Raw genomic sequence first — 26062 nt, 5'->3', positions numbered from 1 at the left:
CAATTTATTAAGCAGAAACAGGAAATGAGGATTGACCTCGGTGTGCTTTTAAACCTATCTCATTGTGTTTTGCCCTAACCAACAGATAGAACTCTACGCTTGCAACAAGAATAAGGGTATAACCGAAAAGTTCAAGAGACTCCTCGGACACATTTTTTACGTCGCGGGTGTATTGCGTTTCCATAACGGCCATCCAGAAAACTTTTCTTCCATATAGGCGTGCAAAAATATAGGTGGTTACAATACCCGATAATAAAATCCCAAAAGAGAACTGGTGTACAAAATCATTTAAGTTAGAGAAAAACAGCGTTTTATTTTTGTAAATAAGCAAGGTGGCCAATATAAGAAGACCAAATGCTCCGGTTTGCCAGGCACCATCATATATATGCTCGTCCAAAAAAGCATCCTGTTCTCTGATAAAAGAAGCCATCATAAAAGCAAATAAGGCGAAAGAAAGTGGGAATATGGATTTATATTTAAAAGATATATAAAGAAAAATAGTTGAACTTAAAAGGAGCAAAAGGCTTTGAACATATTCTACCGCAGAATCTTCACTAAACTTATTGCTTACTTCTTCATGTTTTACATTCCATTTGAGAAATTCGGAAAGCAAGTAAATGAGTGCGCCGTAAATAAGAAGCCTTAGAAAGGCAGTCTTTAAACCTTTCGGGTTTGATGTGTTGGTATAATTAGCCACTTGAATGAATTTGGGATAGTAATCAGTTGAATCAAATTAGCTATGATTCCGCTTTTCTTAAATTTAGACTACAAATTTCGATTACTAGCCACCTTCAAAAAAGGTCTAAAACTCCTATAAATTGGTTTAAAAGTACGAATATGATTTGACGATGATTCCAGTGTAGCCAGTGGGGCTTGATCATTTGGGCAAATGTTACCCTGAAAGATACTTATTGCACAAAATCAATATGGTTCATAGATAAATTTTATTAAGCATCCGTTGAGAGATCGTCATTCCCAACTTGATCCGATTGCTATCGGATGGGAACCACGAAGTGCTGATGAATGCCGCTATATAAAAGCAAAGCCTTATGAATAATCTTAATGCTAGCGTCTTAAGATTAGCGTCTCTGAGCACTTCGTGGTTCCTGCGCGAGATCCGATTGCTATCGGATGACGATTGAGTTAGTGGATTCTGTTAGTTTTGCTCCCGAAGTTTCGAGGCAAGTACCATCATATAATGCTTTAAAGGCGTTTCGATATTCCGTTAAGCTTCGTGAAGGATTAAAAAATATGAGGTAAATATTCGTTTTCAACTGAACCATCATCGTACATTTTAAGTATTGCGTATCCGGGCGCCGTTTCCTGATAATAACCAGGCCCAGCCGATTCAGCATCACCTTTGCCCCACCAAAAACCACTCATGGCTCCATTACAGCAATATAGAACACCATTGTAAACAGTTTTATCTAAAAGATGATTATGTCCGCTTAAGCAAATTTTAACCTTATCGCGGTGTTTGTAGAAAAGGTCTTTCAGTTTTTTAAAATCCGAATGTCCGCCACCAACCAATGCCTGGGTGGTGCCCAGGATTGGATAGTGCGACATGACTAGGGTGGGCGTGCCGGCAGGTAGATTTTTTAATTCCTGTTCCAGCCAGTTATACTGTTCCTCATCAAGAGAAATTTTGCCATTGTTCCCATCAAGGATAATAAAATGCCAGTTTTTTTTAGCGAAACTATAATAACGGTTAGGGATTTTAAGCCGTTTGACCACATAGTTCTTCCCATACATTTCATCGTCTTTTGAAGGTGCTTTCCACCAGGTATCATGGTTGCCGATACAACTGTATATCTTGTATCTATCAATTGTTTTGATGCAATCATCCCAAATACTCCATTGTTCGATTACCTGCTCGCGAACAACATGATCATAAGAAGCATCGTTAATGGCATCTCCTCCGTTTAAGAAGAAATCAACTTTATGTTTGCTGATAATCTGGCTTAAACATGCTTTAAATCGATCAGGGGCATTTTCTCCTGAACGGATATGAACATCGGTAATATGAGGCACGGTAAGCACCAGTTTTCTGCCTTTTGGTTTATCCGGATGCGTTTCCGAAGCCAGACTGGGTAATGTGCCAAAAACTGCTGTTCCTGCGGATAGTCCTATTGCCTTGATTACAGACCTTCTCTTTATTTCTGCCATCATTACCAGCCAAAAATTTGTTTTAGTTTAGGGTTCAGGATTACTTGTTGTTGCGGAATAGGACGGTAATAGAATTTTGGTTCTTCGAAAGTTCTAACCATATTTTCTGTTACGATATTACCTCCATTGTTGCCGTTCTTCAAATAAACCGTTGCATCTGTTCCAATTAATCCTGCGCGGTAATAAATAAGTTTTACCCCAAGAGAATTTTTTTCTTTCTGGTCTTCACCAGGGATCGTTGCCGCTCTGTCAATCAGAACAATATCATCAATCCCATCACCGGTAAGGTCGTATTTGCCTAATCCGCCAAAGTACATGCCTTCCGGGCTTTTGGTAAGCAGTTTGCCTACCTTCCAACGCATTAAATCATCAAAACGCATGTTTTCAAAAGCGTATTCTACCCTTCGTTCCCTTCTTATTTCCAATATGACACCTGCATTAGCCGTAACATTTGGATATTGCAATTGTAATGCAGGATCGGGATTGGCGTTGGCAGTTGACAGATTCAGATCAGGCAAACCCGCTCTTTTTCGAAGAAGGTTTACTGATTGGTCAAGCTGGGCCTGTGTTAAGGTACCCAATTCTGCAAGTGCTTCGGCATAAGTTAACAACACTTCTGCATAACGGTACACCGGAAAATCTACACCGTTTAAAATTGCATTATCGGTGCTGTTTACATAGCCTTTCAACTGGTGGTAACCTGTAAAATTTTTATTTAAACGTTGGATATATGGTGTAGGATCGGGAACTCTTATCCATCCCGGATAAACCATCGTTTGCGAAAGGCGGGGATCACGGTTTTTAAATTCTGCAACAAAACCGAGCTTCGAATAATTTGCTACATCAGTAAACCTACTACCATCTCTCATTAGGTAGGTTTGCAACAGGTCTTTGGCTGGTGCCTGCTCATAATCGCCAAACACAGTAGAATTTACATTCTGGCTTTTACTTTTACTCAGGTCGAAAATATTAACCAAAATTACTTCATTATTGGCCGTTAAATCCTGACTGGAGAAAAGCGTTGCATAGTCCTGTTCTGGTTTTCCGGTATTATAAATGGTGAATTTTTTAGCAGCTATCATTTCTCCTGAAACCTTTGCAGCAGTTTCTAAAAAAGTATTTGCTGAAGCTGATAAATTTAATTCGTTATGGTATTTACGGTAAGTTCCTTCGTAAAGCGCTGCACGGGCATATAAAGTGGCTACCGCCCATTTACCAGGGGTACCTGCTGGAACGCTTTCTCTTACATTTTTATAGGCAAAATCCAGGTCGGCCATGATACTGTCTGCAACCAATGTCCGCGGATCACGAGGTCTGTAAAGTTCTTCATCACCTGGTTCCAATGTGCCTGAATACCAGGGTACATCAGAGAAACGTTTTACTTTGTCAAAATAGAATTCAGCGCGGTAATACCTGGCTAAACCCACATAATGATTTTTAACGGCAGCAGCAACCTGTGCTTTTCCGCAATTCTCAAGAAAATAGTTAATGTTTCTTAACCTGCCCCAGCTCCAGCCCGTGGTGATGTTCTGTGCATTAGCATTACCAGCCATGATGTTTTTAACCTCTACCGCTGCTGTGGTGGCTACATTATCTGTACTCTGATCATTAAGAAAGGTATTACGGTCTGGTTGAGAGAGCAGACCGTTAACATATAATGAAAGGTCACTTTCCGTATTAAAAAAGAGGTTAGGGGAAATGGCGGTTTGAGGGAAACGGTCCAGCCCATTTTTTTTGCAGGCCGCAAGTATGCACATGGCTGCAATAAATATGAAATATATATACTTTTTCATTTCAAATGATTTAAATGTAATAGATCCAAAGGTTAAAAATCGAGGTTAAGACCAAAGGCATATCGTCGTTGATAAGGATATGCCCAGGCACTTGGACCCTGGTTAACTGCTTCCGGATCGATAAATTTCTTTATTGAAGAAAACTCATAGAGGTTTTCGCCCGTAACAAATACACGAAGGCGGTTAACATGAAACTTTTTGGTCCATTGTACTGGTAGTGTATAACCAAGCGATACATTTTTGATTCTTAGGTAGGCGCCATTTAGTAGATATTTAGTTTGAGGTATATCCAAACCCGAACCATAATTGGCATCAGCAAGCCACGATTGTAATATTGGATATTGAGAATCGGTATTAACATCAGCAAGCCCGGCGGCAATATATGAAGCTGAGTGTTTGGCTCTCTGCTCAGGTGAATCGGCTGCTCCACGGTAAAAATCAAGGTTCCAGGGATAAACGTTGGCATAAGGCTGTTGATAAGGCCCCCAGAAAAGATAATGGTGGGGGTAAAAGTCTCTTTTAAGTACGCCTTGCAAAAACACAGAAAGATCAAAACCACTCCAATCCATATTCAGGTTGGCACCAATCGTATAACGGTCAGCGCTGTTACCGATAATTTTTAAATCTTTCGGATCGTTTGCACTTAAACCTCTTTCAATTTTTTTATTCCCATCAAGGTCAACATATTTAGGCCATCCTTCAACAATTGATAATGCACCCCATGGAATAATTGCAGATTCATCCAAAGCGGCAATCTCTGCTTTACTGCGAAAAACGCCATCATTCTGTAATCCCCATATCTCTCCCAGTGTTTGTCCTTCTCGATAGTTTGAAAATAGGTTCTGGTCATTTTTAAACCTGGTAATTTTGGCTTTAGAATCGGCTAAGAATATTTTAGCATCAAAGCCGAAAGGTTTTGAACCCAGTTCAAACCTGTCTCGGTAAGTTACTGAAAGTTCCCATCCTTTGGTACGAAGATCGGCCGAATTCTGGCGCGGTACAGCAGTTCCTAACACACCCGGTAGCTCTTGTCCTGCAGTAAGCATTCCTTTAGTATCGCGGATATAATAATCAAAAGTAAAAGAAAGTTTATCGCCCAATAATCCAATATCTGTACCCATATTTAAAGTTGATACCCTTTCCCATGTGTAAGTGCGTGGGTCTACGTTTAATCCTGGCGCACCAGTAATGATCTGGTTCTGACCATTTCCACCGATCAAATAACCAGAAGTGCCCGTAGCAAGCGATTGGATGTACCCGAAGTCTCCAACATTCTGATTGCCGAGATCACCATATGATGCACGGAATTTAAATGTAGATACTGTGGATGAAACTGCTTTAAAAAAATCTTCGCTACTTGCTATCCATGCGACAGATGCAGATGGAAAAAATCCCCAGCGTCTGTCTATCGGGAAACGCGATGAACCATCATATCGTCCGGTAGCTTCCAGGATATACCTATTTTTGTATGTGTAATTTAATCTCGAAAATGCACTGTTAGTAGCATATGCAGAATAACCCGCACTAGCAGTAGCCGTGCCACTGGTAAGCGATAAATAAGGTAGCGAAGAAGAAATGAGAATGTCTTTACTTGCATTTATGGTAGAATAGCTATAATCTTCACTATTAAAACCCACCATTGCACTGAAAAAATGATCGCCGAACGTTCTTTTGTAAGTGCTGTATATATTAAAGGCATTATTATACAGGTAACCATTATTTTCTGTTACCGAACCGGTTCCACCTTCTTCACGAATATCGCTTGGTCCGTAACCGATTTTATATTTTTTGCTGTCGTTATGTGTTTTCCAGAGTTCACGTTTAAAAGAGGCGTCGGCATTTACCTGAAGATTACCTTTTAGAAACAAAGCTGTGGCGCTGGTAATGTTCTGGAAACCGAACATGTTTTGCAGGTTATTCCCGCCATCAACAAGTTTTGCGGCCAGTCTGCCGGCAGCAGTATTTGCCCAGGTACCATCGGGGTTTGTAGCCACATCAGTAGGCATGAGGTAGTACAGGTCGGTAATGTTTCCATTGGGAAGTGCCCGTTTGGTTTGATAAATGTTCAGGTTGTTATCGATCTTGAGCCAGGAAATCGGCGAAAAACCCATTTTTGATCTTAAGCCATATCGGTCCCAATAATCGGCAGTGAGTTTGTTTAAGCCATTATCTCTGGTGTAATCCGCAGAAAGATAATAGGTTAAGGGTTTTTCGTTTACTGCAGCCCCTCCAGAAAAAGTTAAGGTATGGCTTTTGGATAGGCTAGAGTGATTAAAAAAGTAATTATACCAATCATTGCTACCCATATAGGCCCATTTGGTAGGGTCGGTCGGATTTAATCTCGTATCGGCTATGGAAGGGTTATCCGACCTTTCTTTCGCCCAGCGGTAATACTCATCAGAATAATTTACATAATCCCAGGGGGTATTATCAGTAGCAGTTTCTAAAACTCTCGAGAAAATGTATGGGTCTGTTACTGGCTTTGGCAATAACGTTGGCTTTGCCCATGATTGGAAGGTATTGTAACTGATGGTATTATTACCAGCAACACCTTGTTTAGTGGTAATCAAAATTACACCAAATGCGGCCCGTGCGCCGTAAATGGCTGCAGATGCTGCATCGCGCAATATGGTAAATGAAGTAATGTCAGTAGGCGTTAAGCGTAACATATCATCGTTGCTGGTAGCAGGAATACCATCAATAACGATTAATGGCGAACCACCATTAATTGAAGTATATCCCCTGATGTTGATATTGGGTACACTGCCCGGTGCGCCGCCTGCGTAAGTAATATTAAGTCCGGGGCTAATACCCTGCAAGCCCTGCAATACGTTGGTTACAGGTCTTGATTCGAGTTGCTTGCCCGAAATCTGATCAATTGCACCAGCAACATTGATTTTTTTCTTTGTTCCGAAGCCAACTACCATGACCTCGTCCAGGTTGGCAAAGTCAGGAGATAAGGAAACATCGATTTTCGTTCTGCCACCAACTGCAATTTCCTGTTGTTTATATCCGATATAAGAAAAAATCAGGGTTGCATCTGGTTTTACACCATTAATCATGTAAGCACCATTACTGTTTGTAGCGATGTGCAGATTTGTTCCCCTCACCGCAATATTTACCGCTGGCAGTGTCTCTCCCGTCCTTGCATCGTAGACGGTCCCTTTAATGGCGATCCCTTGAGCAAATGTGCTAACAGATAGGATCAACAGGGTGAACATCCATAGTAGCTTTTTTTTCATTTTACTTAGTATTTTTTGTTTGTTTTGGAATGATAGGTGCCTTTCAGCTGCGCTAAATTGAAGATATCATATTAAGGATAGGTTAAGATTTAATTAATATATTAATTGAACGTTCATTCAATATATTTGGTAAAATAAATTTGCAGAATCCAGCTGCTTTTAATTAGTTTGCCCAATTAAATTAGCTGCACAATGGGAAGAAAAAGTTTAAAGGAGACCAGACGACTGGAAATCATAAAAGTATTTTATCAGGTAGCCAAAAAAGAAGGTTATGAAAATACCTCTATTGCCAAGATTGCCAAAGTGATGGATATAAACCCAAGCCTTATTATCCATTATTTTGAAACCAAGGAAGGACTCACTTATGAACTGATCGACCACATACTTGACCGGTATTTATTGATTTATACCGTGAAGAATAAAGAAAAAGCAACCTTAAGCGATTTACAAAGCACGATCGAAATGCTGTTTTCTAAAAAATGGAACCTACTTTTTGATGACGGTTTATTTTATACTTTTTATGCTTTGGCATTTAGGGAGAAAAAAATCAAGCAAAAATACAAATTCATTCTAGATGCGTTACGCAATGGACTTGCGCTGCTTATCGAACAGTGTAATATGCAGTGTATTACAAATGTAGATGACCCAAAGGTTGCAGCCGATTTTATTTTTGTAATGGTTGATGGCGCTTATTTTTACCTTTCGATGGAAAATGATAAGAAAGCTTATTCGGAGCGATTAGCCTATTATAAGCAAAAAGCCTATGAGCTGATTGGCATACCTCCAACTAAGGCGCTTTCTGATCCCGTTTGCTAAAGTGACGGCCCAAAGCAAATAAGCCAATAGACATCCAGAGTACATTGGCAGCGGCATTAGGTAGATCGTGAGTATCTAACGCGGTTATGGCTAAACACAATCCACCCAATATGTTGAGGGCCTGAAAGGAGAACGAGTCTGAGCGGATTAATTTCATACTTAAAAAAAGGTATGCCAGTGTACAAAACACTACTCCAGACCATCCGATAATTGACATTGCTACGCTCATATTATTAACCGGGTTTATTTTCAATTTCTTTAGGAGCTACAATATAAAGTCCTTGTTTAGAAAGTATTCCAGGTACTGGTGGCCTGCACCTGGAATAGCCTTTTCATTTTATCGCACCAAATGCTGCAAAATAAGAGTTTTTGTGTAGAATTTCGGTAACACTGAAACCAACTTTCTGCAACAATGCCAGTTGATAATTTAACGAGCGTGGGGTATCTTCATATTCAATATAGTCAAATACTTTTTGCTTGTAATCCGCACTACCAAGTGTTTCCAGATAGGTACCGTATTGGTTTTTAAAGAGATGATCGATCAATGCTGAATCATGTGCAATCAGGTCTGAAATCCAGATACTGCCCCCGGGTTTTAGCGCCCGATAAACTTTGGTAAAAACAAGTTCCCAGTCGGCATCGGTACGCAAATGATGAAATGTAGCGGCGGCCAGAACAATATCGAAATGACTGTCAGGCAAATTTAAATTACGCATATCGTCCTGTATTAGCGTTGTTTTCCCGGTAGTTTGTGCTGATACCCGGTCTTTTGCACGTGTCAACATGGGTAAGCTTAAATCGTTTAGCGTACAGTTTAGGTTTGAAATTTTGCTGAGCATCTTTAACGTATAATTACCGGCACCACAGCCTATATCCAACAGTTCCGTGGCGTTCGGATTAATGTGTTTTGCGGCTTCTGTGCAAAGCTCCATAGTTAGTGGTGCATCAATAGTGGTTTGCTGACCGCTTTCCAAATTAGAGAAACGTTCTACATCGCTGTCAAATCTCGTTTTTATCTCTTCGTTTGTTGCCTTATGCGAATAATTTTTATCCATGCTTTTAATTTTTTGTAAAGTTATCTTTGTTGATCATATTTGTAAAATATCAATTTTGGCATAAGTTAATACCTGATAAGTATCGTTGTTATGGAACTAAGACATCTGACGTATTTTAAAACTGTTGCAGAAGAAACTGCATTTTACCAAGGCCGCAGCAAAACTCTTTATCTCGCAGCCGCCGTTAAGCAGGCAGATTAAAGAATTGGAAGAAGAACTTAGCGTGAAGTTGTTTGTTCGGAATAATAAACAGGTTGCCTTAACAAACGCCGGGAAATATTTCAAAACCGAAGTAGATAGCTTGTTTGCCAGGCTGGAAGAAAGTAAAGATGTAGTGCGTAAAATCCATGAAGGTGTTAGCGGCGAATTTAAGGTTGGTTATATCAGTTCGGTTTACCAATCGCAGCTGGCCGAAATTTTAAAGTTGATGCATGAGAAATTTCCCTACATGAAAACGAGTTTGTTTGAAGTGCCTACGCTCGCCCAGATTAAAGCGCTGGAACATGGTGATTTAGATGTTGGGATTTTAAGAGCCCCTGTTTTATCTGAAAAATTGAAAGTGGAATCGTTGTTTTTTGATCCTTTTGTAGTGGTTACCCCTTCAAGAACACATAAGATAGATGATCAGTATGAGCTCACCGATTTTTTAAGAAAGAGTCCGTTTATTTTCTTTAATAAAGATTATGCTCCACAGTATAACCAGAAATTGATAGAAATTTGCCAGAGAATGGGTTTTAGTCCAGATATTACCCACGAAGCTAACAATGTACACTCCATATTACAATTGGTAGAGGCGGGTTTGGGGGTATCTATTTTGCCGTTGTCGTTAAAAAAACAATATGCGCAGTTGAAAGTGTCTTTTATTGAGCTTAGTGACATCCCGATTAACACAGAGGTGGTGTTGGCTTATAAAGAATCGAATAAAAACGAGGTGTTGAATTGGTTTATTAAACATTATATGAGGCTGAAAATTGATGAGTTCAGGTCATAATTACGCGCGAACACGTAGATTGCCTGGTTTCATTTACTGCAAATATTTTTCGCGTATAGCCCTCAACCCTGATCAGAGAGGTATCGGATTTATTTCAGTGTCTATCCAGCAGGAAAAATACTTAACATCGGATCAGTGCGACAATCTCATTTTTACAGGCTTAAAATTATTTGGTTACGAATAAATAGTATAAGTAATCAATTAACAAAAATGCCTCTTGGCTCATCACCAGAGGCGTTGTGAGATGAGAAAGCTGTTGTACCTTACTGTGTTTGATCTACAGTATTTATGAATATTAAAGATCATTCAGGTTTTTTAAGACAAAATCTGCTCTCCTTAGTACTTCCGACCTCAAGTCGGGGTCCATTTTATCCCAGATCCGGTAAACCATCGAGAGCCTATGGTTTTTGCCTAGTTTAGTTCTGTTTCTATCATGAAAGTCCCAATACAGGCTATTAAATGGGCAGGAATCTTCTCCAGTTTTTTCAGTCCGCTCGTACTTACAGCTATCGCAATAATTACTCATCTTATGGATATAGTTTGCGGTAGCAGTATATGGTTTGGAGCCTATAATTCCGCCATCTGCATATTGACTCATTCCTCGTGTATTGGTAATTTCTACCCACTGTATCGCATCAATGTAGATACCCAGATACCAAAAATCTACCTCATCTGGATTGATGCCGGCAAGCAGCGCAAAATTTCCAGTGATCATTAAACGCTGAATATGATGTGCATACGCATATTCAAGAGACTGATTGATGGAATGCTTTAAGCAGTTCATATCCGTTTCTCCTGTCCAGTACCATTTAGGCAGTTTCCTGTCATGTTCAAAGAAATTCATTTTTTCAAATGTTGGCATTTTCATCCAGTAAATCCCCCTCATGTATTCACGCCAGCCCAAAATCTGCCTAATAAATCCCTCTATCTGATTCATGGCGATCGATTTCCTGTTTTCCTTCCAATACTTAACCGCTGCATTGACCACTTCAACTGGTGAAATAAGTTTAGTATTCAAGCTAAACGATAAACGAGAATGATAAAGAGACCATTCACTGGTATGCATTGCATCCTGGAAAGTGCCAAATAGCGGGAGGCAGTTTTCACAGAAATAACGAAGAAGTTTTAAAGATTGTTCCCTATTTATAGGCCATAGTAGATGTTTAGGGTCAATAGTGCCAATGGTTTTAATAGCTGCATCTCTTATTCTTTTATACAGCTTGCTTACATCATTATTAAATAACAAGGGAGGGTTTGGCTTGTGGTTTTTAGGAAGTTTTTTGCGGTTTGCCTCATCAAAATTCCATTTGCCGCCTAGTGGATTTTGGCCATCATCTAATAATATGTGGTGTTTTGAGCGCATCGCCCGATAGAAACTTTCCATTAACAATTCTTTTTTCCCTGCAAACAAATCTCCTAGTTCAGTCCTACTGGTATAAAAATGTTCGGTATCAAAAACGGAGTAAGCAATAGATAATCTCTTGCAGAAATTGCTGAGTTCCTGATCAAGCCGGTATTCATCGGGTAATTGATAATGAAATTCTCTTATGCCCAACTTATCTATTAAATCGTTCAGGTTATCCGAAAAATTTTGTTTGTTCTTCGGGTCATCAAGTCGAAGGTAGATGGTTTCAAATCCTTTATTGTTTAGCAATTCCGCAAAATTTTCCATTGCTGCAAAAAAAGCACATGCTTTCTGAATGTGGTGCCAAACATAATCGGTTTCCGTTTTTACTTCCATCAATACATGCAGCGTATCTGGTGCTGATTTCTTAAACCAAGAGTGCTGTATATTGAGCTGATCGCCCAAAACGAGCCGCAATACTTTATATTTTTTTCCCATGGTTAAGAATGTCAGCTCAGATTGTTCACCAGTAGAAAACTGGATTCCCATAATATTGTTTGAAAGAAATTGGGTAAAATCTAAACAATTTTACCAACAGGATATTTTAAAATTGATTTGGTGCAAGTGATAATATCCAGCGTGTTATTATTTTTCAAGTGTTGATCATGGTTTTAGGAATAGTTGAGCAGGGTTAGGTTTTAAGGGTTGTATTGTGGTATTTTTAAGTCCTGGGGAAACAGTTTTTAATTGCCTGAGCTTCCCCGTTTCAATATATAAAAGTGATCCTTCAGCTTATGATTGAGTATCTACATCTAGTTTTTCGATTGCCTTATGAAAAAGTAATAATAAAGATTCTAACTAAGAAAACATGTAGGTTGTATTTATGAATTTTATAGTCAAAATCGTATCTTCGATATGTTTTATATAGAACATTACTACATTTGTGTAGAATAAAATTGTCATTTAAATTATGAGTAAAATATGTCTGAATTAAATTATCCTGTACCATATAATGAACCCGAAAGGCTTTTAAAATTATCCGATTTCGATATAGACTACGGAAGTATGAATGAAAGCTTTAAAGATCTTACCCACCTTGCCGCTAAGGTAGCTGGTACAGAAATTTCATTAGTTAACCTCATCGATGCCTATACACAGTGGACAGTAGGTAGTCACGGGCTTGATTTACAGCAGATGACCAGGGAGGAATCTGTGTGCCAATACACCATTACACAAACCGACCAGTTTGAAGTACATGATCTTTCGGCAGATGACCGCTTTAATAAAAATTTTTATGTTGGTGCTCCATTGTCGCTTCGCTATTATTTTGGGGTGCCACTTAGGGATAATGATGGGTTAAACATTGGCGCTCTATGTGTATTGGATCGCGGATTGAAAATCTTGAGCCCCGAAAAGATTGAGTTGCTGAAGATCATCGCTTTAGAGATCATGAATAGGGTAAAAACCTATCAGACAATGGAGTTGTTACAAGATAAATTAAAAGATGCCAGTGAATCGAAAAAAAAAGTCGCTCATGACATTCGGGGACCAATTGCTGGGATAATAGGTTTATCTGAAATTATTACTGAGCAGGGAAAAAGTGCCAATTTTGATCAGGTGATTGAGTTTATCAAATTGATTCATAGCGGAAGCAAATCACTTTTGGATCTTGCCGATGAAATACTTTCTGATAATGAAGAAGTGAAAGCTCCAGGCATTAACGAGTTCGACCTGAGCAGCTTTCGCGCCAAACTTATGGAGCTTTACGAACCACAGGCAACTTACAAAAAGATCAATTTAAATATCAATATTAATCCGGACAAAAAAAATATAGTGTTTTCAAAAAACAAGCTGCTGCAGATTAACGGAAACCTGATTTCAAATGCGGTGAAATTTACTCCTCCAGGTGGTACAATAACTGTGGATCTTGACTTGGTATTTGGGCGAGATGCTAATATTTTAAAAATCGTTGTAGCCGACAGCGGCGTGGGAATAAGTGAAGAGGAAATTGGTCAAATTTTAACGGGAGGCATCGGCACAAAGCAAGGAACAGCGGGTGAAAAAGGTTACGGGTTTGGCTTATCGTTAGTAAAACACCTGATTGATAAACTGAATGGTGAAATGTTCATCACATCTGAAAAGGGACGGGGAACGGTCTTTCGAATTGAACTTCCTCAACGCCAGTCGTAATTTTTAGTTTGCTAAAATCTAGTTTTACTATTATGAAGTCCAAATTTTATTTATTGCTATTCTCAGGTTTACTATTCTCAAAATTCTTACAAGCGCAGGATGGCAGTGCAGACGAGCTGTTTACCCAAGCAAGGACCGCTGCATTCGAATCAAAAGACTACCCTAAAGCCATTGCACTCAGCAAGAAGGCACTGGCTAAAAGTCCGGATTATGCCGATGTCAGGATTTTTTTAGGTAGGCTTTACAGCTGGAGCAAGGAGCCAGATAGTGCGAGGCAAGCTTTCGCTCTGGTCTTAGCAAAACAGCCTGACAACAAAGATGCACAGCTGGCTAATGCTACTCTCGAATTTTGGGAAGACAATAATGAAAAAGCGTTGCTAAATGTAAATAAAGGTCTTACATTCTACCCGTCAGACGATGATTTTCTGTTATTGAAAGCTAAAATACTTAACAGTTTAAAAAAATGGAAAGAAGCAAACATTACTATTGAAGAGGTGTTAAAACGATCACCGAACCTAACTGAGGCACGCACACTAGCCGTAAGAGTACGGGAAAATTCTGCTAAAAACAGAATAGGGCTCAACTATGATTTTGTATACTTCGATAAACAATTCGATGATCCTTGGCACATTGTGAATATAGACTATAGCAGGCAAACCAAATTCGGTTCTATTACCGGAAGAGTAAACTATGCCAATCGTTTTAACCGCAACGGCCTTCAGTTCGAGGTAGACGCATATCCCCGCATATCAGATACCTTTCAGGCTTATATTAGTGGCGGTTATTCTAGCGACGTGGGTGTGTTCCCTCACTACCGTGCAGGCTTTTCATTGTATGCGAACCTACCCGAAAGCTTTGAAGCGGAAGCTGGATTTCGTTATTTAACCTTTGGCGAATCAACCTGGAGCTACACGGCATCAGTAGGGAAATACTACAAAAGCTTTTGGTTTAATTTTCGGACTTTTTTAACTCCTTCAAACGATCAGGTATCTCAATCGTTTGCTTTCACCACCCGGTACTATTTCGGTGGCGCTGACGATTATTTTAGCCTTCGCATGGGTACTGGTTTATCGCCAGACGATCCCCAAAATAATGTTTTAATTGGAAACACGACTTACAAGCTACGCTCTAACAATATTACGCTTGGTTATAGGAAAGCACTTAAATCGCTTAATGTCATCATCGTTAACCTGGGATTAGAGCACCAGGAATATAGGCCTAACACCAAAGGCAATCAATTTGATCTCGGGATTGGCTATATAAGACGTTTCTGATGACAAAAAGGACAAAGAAAATATGGATTACCCTGGCTATTATTGCCAGCATTCCATTAATGATGTGGTTCTGCTGGTATTTAAAGCCCAAAACCAAAATGGTTGCAGCTATAATCGATAAAACAGTTCTTACATCCGACGGGCAGGAACATATCTCTTTCTTATGGGTGCTAAATCATGAGAAATTAACAAAAACAGCAAGCAAGCTATATAAAATTGACCACGATTATTTTGGCTTCTTTCCATTGGCGCAAGAAAAATTTCGGCTTAAGGGACTGGAGCGTTTTAATAATGATCAATTACATCAATTAAGCGAAGACATTAACCTGGTTTATTTTACAGATACCTACGGCATTTATCGAAATGAATGGTATGCTCAAAAGAATAATAATGAGCGATCAGGAATGGTTTATGGAGGGATGAGCGGTCAGGATATTGAGTTGTTAAAGCAGATGAAGGAGAAAAGAAAACTCATTATCACAGAGTTTAATAGCATTGGAAGTCCAACAGGCAAAGAAACCAGAAAGCAATTCGAGAATATGTTTGCAATGCATTGGACCGGCTGGACAGGTCGCTTTTTTGAAAGCCTTGATACAGCAAGAAATAAAGAGCTGCCAAGGTGGCTTATTAACAATTATAAACTTGCAAATAATAACAACTGGCCTTTTAAAAAGTCAGGTATTGCTTTGGTCAGCGAGCAAGACAAGGTCATCATCCTAGAGGATGGCCGGGACCTAAAGAATCCAATGCCACATATTATAAGTGGTGAATACGGACAAAAAGTGCTGGGCTTGCCTGAAGAAATTAAATATCCATTCTGGTTTGACATCATCCAACCAGATAAGGCAATAAACACACAGGTTGCCAGCTTCCGAATGGATGTTAACCAAAGCGGGCGGTCGCTTTTGAATGCGAACGGCCTAAGTGCTATTTTTCCTGCAGTGTTGATGCATAAGCAAGCCGATTACCGTTTTTATTACTTTTCTGGAGATTTCTGTGACAATCCTGTAAGCCTGTCAACCTCTTATTTTAAAGGAATTAGTGCTTTCAAATGGCTGTTTTACAACACCAGTGATCCAATGGAACGATCCAGTTTCTTTTGGAATTTCTATCGCCCGATGATGACTACTATCCTCGAACAGGAACGCGAATTCAACAACAAATAGCTATTTCTTTATAGGACTGTATTTTTGAATTACGGATGATGGCAGCAATTTAGTCTTAGAATCCAAACTGGCATTCTTTCGCTTGAAGTTCTCAAAGGCATTTTTTATTCTATTGTAGTTCACTTCGTCTCTTGCTAACTCCTCTTGCATATTGTCACCTATTTGATAAAGGGATGTACCATTGAGGTGGTACTGACCTTGGATAAAATCAATCATCTCTGTTTTGGTCTGTACCAGGGGGTAACTGTGAACATTCCTAAATGAGCGGGCAGTATCAAGCCCAGATCCGAGCCAGCTTGCAGCGTCTGGTAAGTTTAAACCATAGCCTGACTGAAGATACGCAAGCAAGCTTGGGGTCACATCGAAATGTGTAGATATGGATGCGAACTGCGCGCTACGTTTTAACAGCGGAGAATAAATAATCAATGGCACATGATAGCGATCTATTTTGTTACTCATCGGAATCTCTGGCATACGGTGATCTCCTGTAATTATAAAAATGGTACTATTGTAATCTTCTCGTTTTTTATAATTATTAAAAAAGCGCTGTAGCGCATCGTCCGCATATAAAATAGTACCATACTGGTGTTTGTAGTTTCGATAACTATTTTTCTTAGTTTCATCAAATCCTAAATCAGCCATGCGCTGCTCGAATTTCAAATTGTATCTTTCCTGTTCATTAATCAGAAAAGGATTATGGGTAGTTACCGTTAAAATTACGTTCAACTCCGCTGGTTTAGTAGCTTTTGAAGACGTGTTTGCCAGATAATACTGATATAACTCCTGATCTCCATATCCCCAGGAAAAACCATTTTCTGCAGGCAGTTTAGAATAGCTCGCCGAAAAGGACTTAAGGTCTCTGATTTCATCAACGCTGTTCTTTTGAAGAAATAAGTTCATATTATCAAAAGTTGCGTCACCTCCATAATAGAATGAAGTCTTGTATCCATTAAATTTTAACAAGCTGTACAAAGAAAGATGATCTGGCATTTGCTGTCCAAGTTCAAGAAAACCATTTTTACCGAAAGGTAACGATCCCATTAAAGAGGGAAGGACTGCAAACGTGCGACCACCGGCACTTAGAAAATTTCTCCAGTAAAGACCCTTATTGGATAATGAATCAATAAAAGGAGTAAAATTTCCCAGATAGGCGCCTTCGTTGGTAAATGCACGCCCAAGCCCCTCGATGATAATTACTACAAGATTTGGTTTGTTTTTCGCTTTATTAAAAAATGGCGTTAGCACATCAGGATCATTCGCTTTCCTATAAAACGGGTATTCCGATCCACCCAGATAGGTGAAAGTATTGGATGCAGTACTATCATTGCCATAATCTCCAATATAGGAATCGGCATAAATATCCAAATCCTCGTCTGTGGGATAAAAATGAATATAAGAACTGATAAAAAAGTAATCGACCTTGTTTAGCGCAAGGTTATTGACAAAAAGGTTTTCAAAGTTTTTTTTGAAAAGATGTTCTTCGCCATTGATCATTAAGTAAAAAACAGATAGTATGGGCAAGGACCAGGCCAACCACAATGGAGCCTTGATGTGTTTTGGCAATCGATTAAGTGCAATCACTAATACCACAATTATGCCTACAAAACTTAGAATTATAGGAAGTTTTACTGTGCCGGAAGCACCAACAGTTTGTTTGATGTCGGCAAAAGAATAGCCGTAAAAATCGGCTCCCAATGGCACCATGGCAGTAGTGAAATACTGGCAAAGGGCCAATTGAATGAAGATGATAATAGCAACAAATACTTTAAAGCTGATTATTGCCAACCTGGGATGAACAAAAAATAGTGGTACAAATAAAATCAGTTCAAAGATTATCCATTTAACCCAAAAGCTTATATCTGCAAGCCATGACCATAACATAAAGCTCAATAGGTTAGCCGGAAATTGATGAATTAATCCATTAACCAGAACTTCCACCGCTCTGATCACAATTAAAGCAATAAGCCAAACTAAGGCAATTTGCAGGAAAACCTGACTTGCTGATTTAAAACGATTAATCATTGTTAAACTTTTTCTTTTGTAAATCCTTGCCGGGTCATTTCTCCCCAGGCATTCTTTTTCCGTAGTAAGTCAATATTGCCTTTTACAGCAGACCATACTACAAACGGATGAAAAATCAATGGTTCCAAAAAGGCTGTTAGAATTAAAAGTAGCAGGTTTTTGTTTGTTTTGTATTGATTGTAAGTGAACACCTCCATTAATATTGCAAAAACTGAATACAAAAACCCGAAGCTAAATATGAAAAGCAATAAGCCGAAAAAAAATGACCATTGGATCAATCCGAAGCAGGCAAAGATTATAAATGCGATAAATCCGAAAAATTCCACTAAGGGAGCTAAAAATTCGAAGAATAACCAATATGGATAGCTAAGCATGCCCAAAATGCCATATTTCGGATTTAAAAACATGATTTTATGCATCTGAAGGGTCTCTATTGTGCCACGGGTCCATCGATTTCGCTGTCGCCCTAGTATTTTAAAGGTAGATGGCGCCTCTGTCCAGCACAGTGGATCTGGGATAAAACTCACTTTGTGCGGAATCCTATTTTCCTGCATATATCGCCTCATTCTTACTACCAACTCCATATCTTCGCCTACTGTTTTATGATTATACCCTCCGCACTTAATCACAATGTCTTTATCAAATGCCCCAAAAGCTCCTGATATCAGCAGCAAACCGTTTAAACGACTCCAGGCCATCCTACCTAGTAAAAAGGCCCGAATATATTCCAGCGTCTGAACACGCGGTAGAAACTGTCTGGGAAGCTTAACTTTGAGCAAACGTCCGTTTTCAACAATGCAACTGTTGGCAATCCGAATCACCCCACCCGTTGCGATAACACGTTCTTTCGTGTTTTCTAAAAAGGGTTTGGCTAGCTTGAGAATTGCATCCTGCTCTAAAATACAATCGACATCGATGCAAACAATATAGTTGTTGCTTGAAACGTTTATACCAACATTTAAGGCATCTGCCTTTCCGCCATTTTGTTTGTCAACAACGATTAACTTTTTATAAACTATCTTTCTGCTTCTGTAAACGCCTTTTACTTCTTTCGTTTCAATCTGGCCGTCAACAAAAAAGTCAGCCTTATAAAGATGATAAGCTTCAATCAGCTTCGCCAATGAATCATCTTTACTCCCATCATTAATAATAATTACTTCAAGGTTGGTGTAATTTATGGATAGCAAAGACCGAACATTTTCAATAATGTTTGCCCCTTCATTATAGGCTGGTGCTAATATACTAATACTGGGAGCATGTATTGAGCCAGCTAGTACCCCATAATCTGTAAAACTATTTTTACGCAGATAATTACGAATTTCCCCAATCGAGAACCCCGCGAAAAGCAAGTAGCAAGATAAAAGCGATACTGAATAGGCTAATAACCCATAAGTAAAAAGATCTACTAAAAATGACTGCCAGCTCACTATCTAATCTCGGTTTTTAGTTGAGGAATCATGTCTATTAGCGGGTAAGTTTTCGATCTTGGATCATTCATAAGGCATTCCAGACCAGTTTTATTTCCATTGATAATGGCACGTGCAACCGCAAATTTCATTTGGGCCTTCTCAGTATCCAGATAACTAAGCAAAGTTGAAACATTTTGCACATCTCCAATAACTGCTATTGCATTCATGATGGCTATTTGATTTTGATAAGTTTCCCCTTCGAATCTGGCCAGCAGCACTTCAGATGTGTTTTCTACATATATATCTGTTAATGTTGCAATCGCCTGCTGACGGACATTGGGGTTGTTATGGTCAAGGCAACTCAAAATGTTTTCATAAAGCTCGTACCTGCGGTAATTTCGGGCCAGTTTAAGCGCAAAAATGGTAACACTTGCATTCTCGGAGCTTAGCCATTTGTCTATCCCCGTTAATTCAGTTTGTGGTACTGTTGATAATTCTTTTAAAAGCCTGATTTGTTGCCAATCTGTTATCTGATAAGAGATGATATCAAGAAAACGAAGCCCCTCGAACCCGATAAGATTCAGTACGGTAATTTGTGCCTCCATACGAATTAGGTTATTTTTGCGATTGGTATAACGGTATACCCGGGCAAGATGCTCTTTGAGACCCATCGTTCCGATCTGCTGAATGGCATAAGCCTGTAAGTGCCATTTACGGCTTCCCAATAATCGAAGTGCTTTTTTATCCAAACCAAGTTGAATGTATAATTGGCGAAGGTTATCTCCATATTGTCCCGATACACTACGCTTTGCTAGGATAATTTTTTTTACCAACCGATTAGAGAATCTTCTGTTGTTTAAATTGTCCTTCAATCGTCGAGTTATTGGAATTGAGGTCAGTTGGCCATTATTGCCCTCATGAAAAAATATAGCTTTACGAAGTAACATATCTATCATCCTGTCCCACTTCAGATATTCTCTTCTAAAGATTTTACGAATAAATAAATAAAAAGAAAGAAATGTGATCAAGAAGATCGCAAGCGCTAGGAAAACGGATAGGAGAACTTCAAAATAGATCATCTTTACTTAGCAACTCCAAACCGTTTTATCCGTACAGACAGTTCACTAGGACTGAACGGCTTTGTCAAATAGTCGTCCGCACCTAAACGAAAGGCTTCAAGTACCATATCCTCGTGCCCCATTCCAGAAAGAATTATTATAGGTGTCTCGTGTTTTTCTTTTACTGCTGCTACAATTTCCAGCCCCGAACGATAAGGCATCATTACGTCAGAAATAATCAGGTCAGGTTCATAATCTTCTACTTTTTGCAATGCATCATTTCCGTCACGAGCAAGAATAACCTCATGCCCATCTTTTTTTAAACGAAATTCAACGATCTTAAGCATCAACTCGTCGTCCTCAGCAATTAATACCCTCATGTCTTAATTATTATTAAATTACTATTGCTAAGTTAATACATTTAGCTGGATAATTAAATAGTGCTAATGCTTCCGCTAAGAAGAGTTGTTCTCGGTGGGCTATTTTTTCCATGCCCTTGCAGCATTATTTATCTTTCCGCAGTTCTTCTTCCGGACACAAAAAGATAGCAGTTTGACAGAACCGACCCTAATGCAAAAAAACAAAATTGTAACTAAGTAAACAACATGAAAACCATGCCTATTTCTTCACCATCATAATTTGTTTGCTGCCCGCCTGTAATGACGATGAGCAACCAGTAAATATCGTTCTTGACAAAAAATGACAAAGAATCGTTTTGCTATTATATAGAATATCCTAGTAATTATAGATTATCAAAATTACTTCAGCCTAAATGAAAAACGAGACAAACAGCGTAAAAACTGATTTGTCTCGTGAGGTGCTCCCGACGAGATTCGAACTCATATCGATGGTACCGGAATTTCGAGCTTAAATTGTCAATAATGTTGCTTAAATTTATAAAAAACAGCTTCAGAAATGGTTGAAATCATGTTTTTTTTTAAATTCATAAATTTCTGATTGGAAAGTAAAGTCGACTTGAACAGTACTTTTTGATGAATTTAACGGCTGTGTTTTACAAATAATTTACACATTTTTTTATGACAAAGTTATGGCAACATTAAATGCGGTAATACTGAGACACCAGATGAAAAAAGATGGCACTTTCAATGTCAAAATCCGTTTAACCCACAAACGTCAGACCCGTTACCTTGATACCAAACAGTTTGTCGTAAGGAAACAATTGGATAGGGACTTCAACATAAAAGATATTTTTGTGATGAAACCTATATACGACAGCATATTTAAATATCGAGAATCTATAGCTGCGCTAGGTGACAGGGTGGATTATTACAATTGTGAAAATTTACTCAAGTATATTCAATCAGAGGGGAAGAAGGTGGAGATCATCTCATTTGGAAGAGAGAGGGTTGAAGCATTGAAATCTCACGGGAGAGACGGTACTGCCAATAATTTCAGAAGTGCGATAAACCACCTGATTGATTATTTTGGTAAAGAAGAGATTTTCATAGATGAGATCACCTCGCAAATGCTGCGTTCTTATGAGGCTTTTTTAAGGAAGCCGAGAACACTACACCGCATCCATCGAAATGGCACTAAATTTCAAATAGAAAGTAAAGGTCTTACAGATGCTGGTATTGCTTGTGCTATGAGGGATCTAAGGGGTCTTTTCAATGTAGCCAGAGATACTTTTAACGATGAGGATCTCGGGTTGATTAGAATCAAGCACTACCCTTTCAAGAAGTACAAAATAAAACCCGCCCCCGAGACAAGAAAAAGAAACATCGATATTGACACCATAAAAAAGATCAGGGATTTCAAACCTCGCATTCCAGATGGTATAGAGGCAATCACAAGAGATCTCTTCATGCTTTCTTTTTATGCCTGTGGAACTAACGCTATTGATATTTTCCATTTGAAAAATCAAAATCTTTATAATGGAAGGATGGAATATAACAGGATGAAGACAAAAGATAAAAGAAGGGATCGAGCATTTATAAGTATTAAGATAATTGATGAAATGAAACCGATACTTGATAAATATGTGGGTACTCTTCATGAACGGTTCTCTACAGCGACAGGGATGAATACTGCATTAAGCCAGGGATTCGATAAAATATGTACGACCCTTGAAATTCCCAGGATATCTTTTTACTGGGCAAGACATAGTTTTGCAACCATTGCAAGGAATAAATGTAGGAAAAGCAAGGATGATGTAGCATTAGCACTGAATCATGTGGATGAGGCCCGTAAGACTACTGATATCTATATTGAAAAAGACTGGAGCATTTTGGATGAAGTGCAAAATGCAGTAGTAAGCTTATTAAGGCATGACCGAAGAACAGATAGTCGCAGGCAAATTAATCTATTATCTGACATTACTCTATCAGTATGCCGTTAATTTATTCTGTGTTTAAGTAAATTAAATGTGTGTGTCGTTTGTCTTTACAAATGCATTAGAGATAAATTAGGTTTATTGTTAATTATAGTGTGAAATTGTAATCCAAAGTTTTATATTTGCCACTCGATGTTCCCATAGTTCAATGGATAGAATTGTGGTTTCCGGTACCACCGATGGGGGTTCGAATCCCTCTGGGAACACTTGAAGGGAGGGTATTTAAACCCTCCCTTTTTTACCTATAGACTCAATTATGTTTCTTTCTTGGTATTGAATTAATGATTGGCCTCAGATGTAGCCAATGTTATGGCTCGACTTGGAATAACGTGTTTCCGGTACTATAAAGGCAGATCTGAATGTTACTCTAGTAGCTTTTACCATGGTTGGATTCTATCTTGTTTAATCTAGTTACCCTGATCTCTAACCTTCTCTACTACATCCTGGATGTTTTGTGGCAGGTTAGAAAGCAGGTTATATCCGGTTGCACCTTCAATATCTCTTACTGTTACAATATAATCTTTCCAGTTGGCACCAATGGTATTGACATTAGGGGTATTGATCGCAATTACCCTTGTAGATGCTGTTACGCGACTTAGATCGTTATCACCTGTTTTTAAGAGTACGGCCACTTTCCATACGTTTGATGGAACGGTTACTTTTCCATTATTGATGGTGGTGATTACAGACGTGCTTGCCGAGCCAATTCCACCCTTTCCGTAACTTCCCATGATCACATAAACTTCATAACCGTTTAATGCCTGTGCACGGAGGTAACTTTCGAAGGACTCCCAGGTTTTTTGATTATTGTTTGGTGCCTGGGGGATCATGTTGGTCATCAGAAATGTAGCTGAATTGGCGTTGCTTGAACTGGTTCGGTCGCCGCTGGGACAATTGTGGCCTCTGTCAAAACCGGAGCCCGAATAGCTATTGCTCTGTACCTGGTACCAGTTGGCAGGCAGGCCGGTAAAAGAAGCGAAATCATCTTTTCTGGTTACGGCCCCGTTAAAATTATTTGGATCTAAATGCCAGCTTACCCAATTGGGGGTGCCTCGTGTCATGCTGTAACTTTCCACATAGTATTTTTGATCAATCAGGTAATTTTCTGCTGATACAATATTTGCCTGCGCGCCCGAAGGATTACCAAATAATAAATTGGAATTGTCACCGCCCGCTGGTGGTGCATCTGCACCGGCTTCTGGTGTGCCCCTTCCTGGTGCAACAGTTCCGGTGTTGCCATTTCCTGTTGGATCAGTATCTGGTGCGCCCACCATTATTCCGGGATCACCTATACCTTTAAAGATAAAATCATCGATATTGATTCTCGTGGTACCTGCTTTTTTAATCTGGAACCTCACTTTACCTGTAGTACTTACTTTAAAAGAATCTGTTACCAGCGTGGTACTGGTTTCCATAATATCTGCACCGAGCTGGGTATAGGTTTTTCCACCATCTGTCGACGCCAACAGCTGCCAGGTAGAATTGGCATCCGTGCCATACTTAGCATGGGATATATAAATCATTTTGGTTCCCGCAATATCAAAATTCATGGATAGGTATCCAGTTCTCAACCTAACAGACTTTGCACCATTTTTTGCGTCCGCGGCAAGATTTCCTAACAAGGCATCGCTGAATGTCCATTTACCGGTTAATAGCTGAACACTATCTAATGCATAAGCGGCTTTGGTTCCAGATTCAAAGGTTTCGGTAATGGCGTAAGCAGTGGGCCCTTTTGGTGGGTCAACGGGTGTTTCTCCTTCAGCTGCAATTTTTTTCGAACAGGCAGACAGGGACAGGACCCCAATAAATCCTGAATAAATAAGGATGTTTTTAAATTTCATTGTTTTTTAAATGTCTAAAGAGTCGCGATAATCAGACTATCCTAAAATGCGAGGCGAAGGTATCAATAAAAGTAGTCGCGATGGTGAATTAATATCAACAAACCCTGAAAACGGAATATGAAAATTGGATGTATAGGAAGTCGTAGATAGACTAACGGTTAAGGAATAGTTCAGATATATTAATCATGATGTATCTTAAAGATTAAGATTTAAGGCCGTCGATTCTGCCATTTATGTTCTCACCCAAGCAGTCAATAGATCAGTTTGTATAGCGTGTCAGTTAATTGCCTGGATCCGCAGGATGCAAACGAATCTAAATCATAGGATGCGCTTATCTTTTTAACGTCGTTCAGGACTTAGTGTGAAGCGACTCCATTTCCTTTTTCCGGAAAAATGCATGGTTCTATACATTGTTATAACTTCATCCGCTTAAATTGATTTGTTAATTTTTCCCACCTTTAGCTTCCTCTATCTAATCCCTGGCCCAGGTAAACGGTTGCGCAAAAAAATATCAAATTGACTCTTGTAACTTTTGCTGACCATAAATTTATCTCCGTTGTGGAGCAGAATCTGGTAGCCATTTACCTGTTTAACGTAATTAAAGGATATGATTTCAGACCTATTGATCCTCAAAAATTCGGTACGGTCTCTGAGGGATTCTTCGACGTGTTTTAAGGTGTGATAGCTGATGTGTTGTCCATCTTTTAAAAATATCTGGATGTAGTTGGACAGCGATTTGATGTAAAGTACCTGGTCAAGCGGTATACTAACATATTTGTGCTTCGAGCCACCTTTTACCAATAAGAAGCGCTCTGGATTTCTATTGATAGGCTTTCTTGATCTTGCTTCCAGAATGCGCTGCACCTGGCGGATGAATTTCACTTCACTTACCGGTTTGAGTAGGTAACCGTCTGCACCGATCTCAAAACTTTGCACGCCGTAGTCAGTATGTGCGGTGATCAGAACTAAAAAATCACAGTATGGCCGCAATAGGTCGGCAGCTTCAATACCATGTATCTGCGGCATCTCAATATCCAGGAATACAATGTCAACATGTTTCTGAATATGCAGATAGGTCAGTGCATCAAAAGCATTATCGAAACTTTTCTCGTGGGTTATACCCGGTGTTAATGTTATCAGTTCCGCTATATGGATGAGTGTGTGGTTTTCGTCATCTATGATTATGCATTTTATTTCCATAACTATTTAGGCACAGCAAAGTATACGCTAATTTAGTAATTGTATTTTTAATTAGCAACGATTGACTACATTAGGAGTCTTCTACATCGTGGTATCGATTGTTCGTGTAAATAAAAGGCCATTTGCATAAAAATGTTGTGG

19 protein-coding genes and 1 tRNA gene are annotated in these 26062 nt (G+C 39.1%); 7 read left to right on the top strand and 13 right to left on the bottom strand.

Annotated elements, in window-relative coordinates; all coding sequences use genetic code 11:
- Window positions 1-7: 7 nt before the first annotated feature.
- The 4 genes from PGN18_RS14450 to PGN18_RS14435 all read right to left on the bottom strand — a co-directional run bounded on the left by PGN18_RS14450 (window position 8) and on the right by PGN18_RS14435 (window position 7201).
- Complete coding sequence (locus PGN18_RS14450; protein ID WP_335320253.1) at window positions 8-697, bottom strand: hypothetical protein; 690 nt, start codon at window positions 695-697, stop codon at window positions 8-10.
- A 545-nt stretch (window positions 698-1242) separates the two neighbouring features.
- Complete coding sequence (locus PGN18_RS14445) at window positions 1243-2169, bottom strand: metallophosphoesterase family protein (protein ID WP_335320252.1); 927 nt, start codon at window positions 2167-2169, stop codon at window positions 1243-1245.
- The gene (locus PGN18_RS14440; RefSeq protein WP_335320251.1) at window positions 2169-3959 is read right to left on the bottom strand and encodes a RagB/SusD family nutrient uptake outer membrane protein; all 1791 of its coding nucleotides are present in this window, start codon (window positions 3957-3959) and stop codon (window positions 2169-2171) included. Before PGN18_RS14440 ends, PGN18_RS14445 begins: the two co-directional genes overlap by 1 nt.
- A gap of 32 nt (window positions 3960-3991) precedes the next feature.
- Complete coding sequence (locus tag PGN18_RS14435; RefSeq protein WP_335320250.1) at window positions 3992-7201, bottom strand: SusC/RagA family TonB-linked outer membrane protein; 3210 nt, start codon at window positions 7199-7201, stop codon at window positions 3992-3994.
- Window positions 7202-7393: 192 nt separating this feature from the next.
- On the opposite strand from PGN18_RS14435, the gene PGN18_RS14430 reads away from it, so the two are divergent.
- Entirely contained in the window at window positions 7394-8017 is a 624-nt protein-coding gene (locus PGN18_RS14430) for a TetR family transcriptional regulator (protein WP_335320249.1), read from the top strand.
- Here PGN18_RS14430 and PGN18_RS14425 read toward each other — a convergent pair.
- Window positions 7989-8246: a CBU_0592 family membrane protein gene (locus PGN18_RS14425; RefSeq protein WP_335320248.1), complete on the bottom strand. Its 258-nt coding sequence runs from the start codon at window positions 8244-8246 to the stop codon at window positions 7989-7991. The two genes, PGN18_RS14430 and PGN18_RS14425, sit on opposite strands and share 29 nt — an antisense overlap.
- A gap of 103 nt (window positions 8247-8349) precedes the next feature.
- Window positions 8350-9072, bottom strand: a complete 723-nt coding sequence (locus PGN18_RS14420; RefSeq protein ID WP_335320247.1) for a class I SAM-dependent methyltransferase — start codon at window positions 9070-9072, stop codon at window positions 8350-8352.
- Window positions 9073-9196: 124 nt separating this feature from the next.
- Between PGN18_RS14420 and PGN18_RS14415 the strand changes: the two genes are divergently transcribed.
- Complete coding sequence (locus tag PGN18_RS14415) at window positions 9197-10063, top strand: LysR family transcriptional regulator (RefSeq protein WP_335320246.1); 867 nt, start codon at window positions 9197-9199, stop codon at window positions 10061-10063.
- Between the two features lie 295 nt (window positions 10064-10358).
- Here PGN18_RS14415 and PGN18_RS14410 read toward each other — a convergent pair whose 3' ends face one another.
- Window positions 10359-11957 (bottom strand): cryptochrome/photolyase family protein, encoded by a 1599-nt coding sequence (locus PGN18_RS14410; protein WP_335320244.1) that lies wholly within the window; start codon window positions 11955-11957, stop codon window positions 10359-10361.
- Window positions 11958-12473: 516 nt separating this feature from the next.
- Here PGN18_RS14410 and PGN18_RS14405 point away from each other — a divergent pair.
- Genes PGN18_RS14405 through PGN18_RS14395 form a run of 3 tightly spaced genes read left to right on the top strand, consistent with a single transcriptional unit; the run spans window position 12474 to window position 16038 of the window.
- A complete protein-coding gene (locus tag PGN18_RS14405; protein ID WP_335320242.1) occupies window positions 12474-13598 on the top strand; it encodes a GAF domain-containing sensor histidine kinase in 1125 nt (374 codons plus the stop codon).
- A 32-nt stretch (window positions 13599-13630) separates the two neighbouring features.
- Window positions 13631-14872 (top strand): YaiO family outer membrane beta-barrel protein, encoded by a 1242-nt coding sequence (locus PGN18_RS14400; protein WP_335320240.1) that lies wholly within the window; start codon window positions 13631-13633, stop codon window positions 14870-14872.
- Window positions 14872-16038, top strand: a complete 1167-nt coding sequence (locus tag PGN18_RS14395) for a hypothetical protein (RefSeq protein ID WP_335320238.1) — start codon at window positions 14872-14874, stop codon at window positions 16036-16038. Before PGN18_RS14400 ends, PGN18_RS14395 begins: the two co-directional genes overlap by 1 nt.
- On the opposite strand, the gene PGN18_RS14390 is transcribed toward PGN18_RS14395, so the two are convergent.
- Genes PGN18_RS14390 through PGN18_RS14375 form a run of 4 tightly spaced genes read right to left on the bottom strand, consistent with a single transcriptional unit; the run spans window position 16039 to window position 20907 of the window.
- Window positions 16039-18060 carry an LTA synthase family protein gene (locus PGN18_RS14390; RefSeq protein ID WP_335320237.1) on the bottom strand — a complete coding sequence of 674 codons (2022 nt, stop codon included), beginning with the start codon at window positions 18058-18060 and terminating at the stop codon, window positions 16039-16041.
- Window positions 18061-18062: 2 nt separating this feature from the next.
- A complete protein-coding gene (locus PGN18_RS14385) occupies window positions 18063-19487 on the bottom strand; it encodes a glycosyltransferase family 2 protein (RefSeq protein WP_335320235.1) in 1425 nt (474 codons plus the stop codon).
- Window positions 19487-20548 carry a HEAT repeat domain-containing protein gene (locus PGN18_RS14380; RefSeq protein ID WP_335320234.1) on the bottom strand — a complete coding sequence of 354 codons (1062 nt, stop codon included), beginning with the start codon at window positions 20546-20548 and terminating at the stop codon, window positions 19487-19489. Before PGN18_RS14380 ends, PGN18_RS14385 begins: the two co-directional genes overlap by 1 nt.
- 2 nt (window positions 20549-20550) lie before the next feature.
- Window positions 20551-20907: a response regulator transcription factor gene (locus PGN18_RS14375; protein ID WP_335320233.1), complete on the bottom strand. Its 357-nt coding sequence runs from the start codon at window positions 20905-20907 to the stop codon at window positions 20551-20553.
- 668 nt (window positions 20908-21575) lie between these two features.
- Here PGN18_RS14375 and PGN18_RS14370 point away from each other — a divergent pair.
- Both PGN18_RS14370 and PGN18_RS14365 read left to right on the top strand, forming a co-directional pair.
- Window positions 21576-22886: a tyrosine-type recombinase/integrase gene (locus tag PGN18_RS14370; RefSeq protein WP_335320232.1), complete on the top strand. Its 1311-nt coding sequence runs from the start codon at window positions 21576-21578 to the stop codon at window positions 22884-22886.
- Window positions 22887-23014: 128 nt separating this feature from the next.
- Window positions 23015-23086, top strand: a tRNA-Arg gene (locus PGN18_RS14365).
- Window positions 23087-23287: 201 nt separating this feature from the next.
- Here the strand turns inward: PGN18_RS14365 and PGN18_RS14360 are convergent.
- On the bottom strand, window positions 23288-24721 hold the full coding sequence (locus PGN18_RS14360) for a DNA/RNA non-specific endonuclease (RefSeq protein WP_335320231.1): 1434 nt from the start codon (window positions 24719-24721) through the stop codon (window positions 23288-23290).
- Window positions 24722-25189: 468 nt separating this feature from the next.
- Window positions 25190-25921, bottom strand: coding sequence for a LytR/AlgR family response regulator transcription factor (locus PGN18_RS14355; RefSeq protein ID WP_335320230.1), 732 nt, complete (start codon window positions 25919-25921; stop codon window positions 25190-25192).
- Window positions 25922-26062: the final 141 nt, after the last annotated feature.

It is taken from the genome of Pedobacter terrae (assembly GCF_036946585.1).
GTDB classification, from domain to species: Bacteria; Bacteroidota; Bacteroidia; order Sphingobacteriales; family Sphingobacteriaceae; genus Pedobacter; species Pedobacter terrae_C.
Note: the sequence above shows the minus strand (reverse complement) of the source record. Positions and strands in the feature narration are given on the sequence as shown.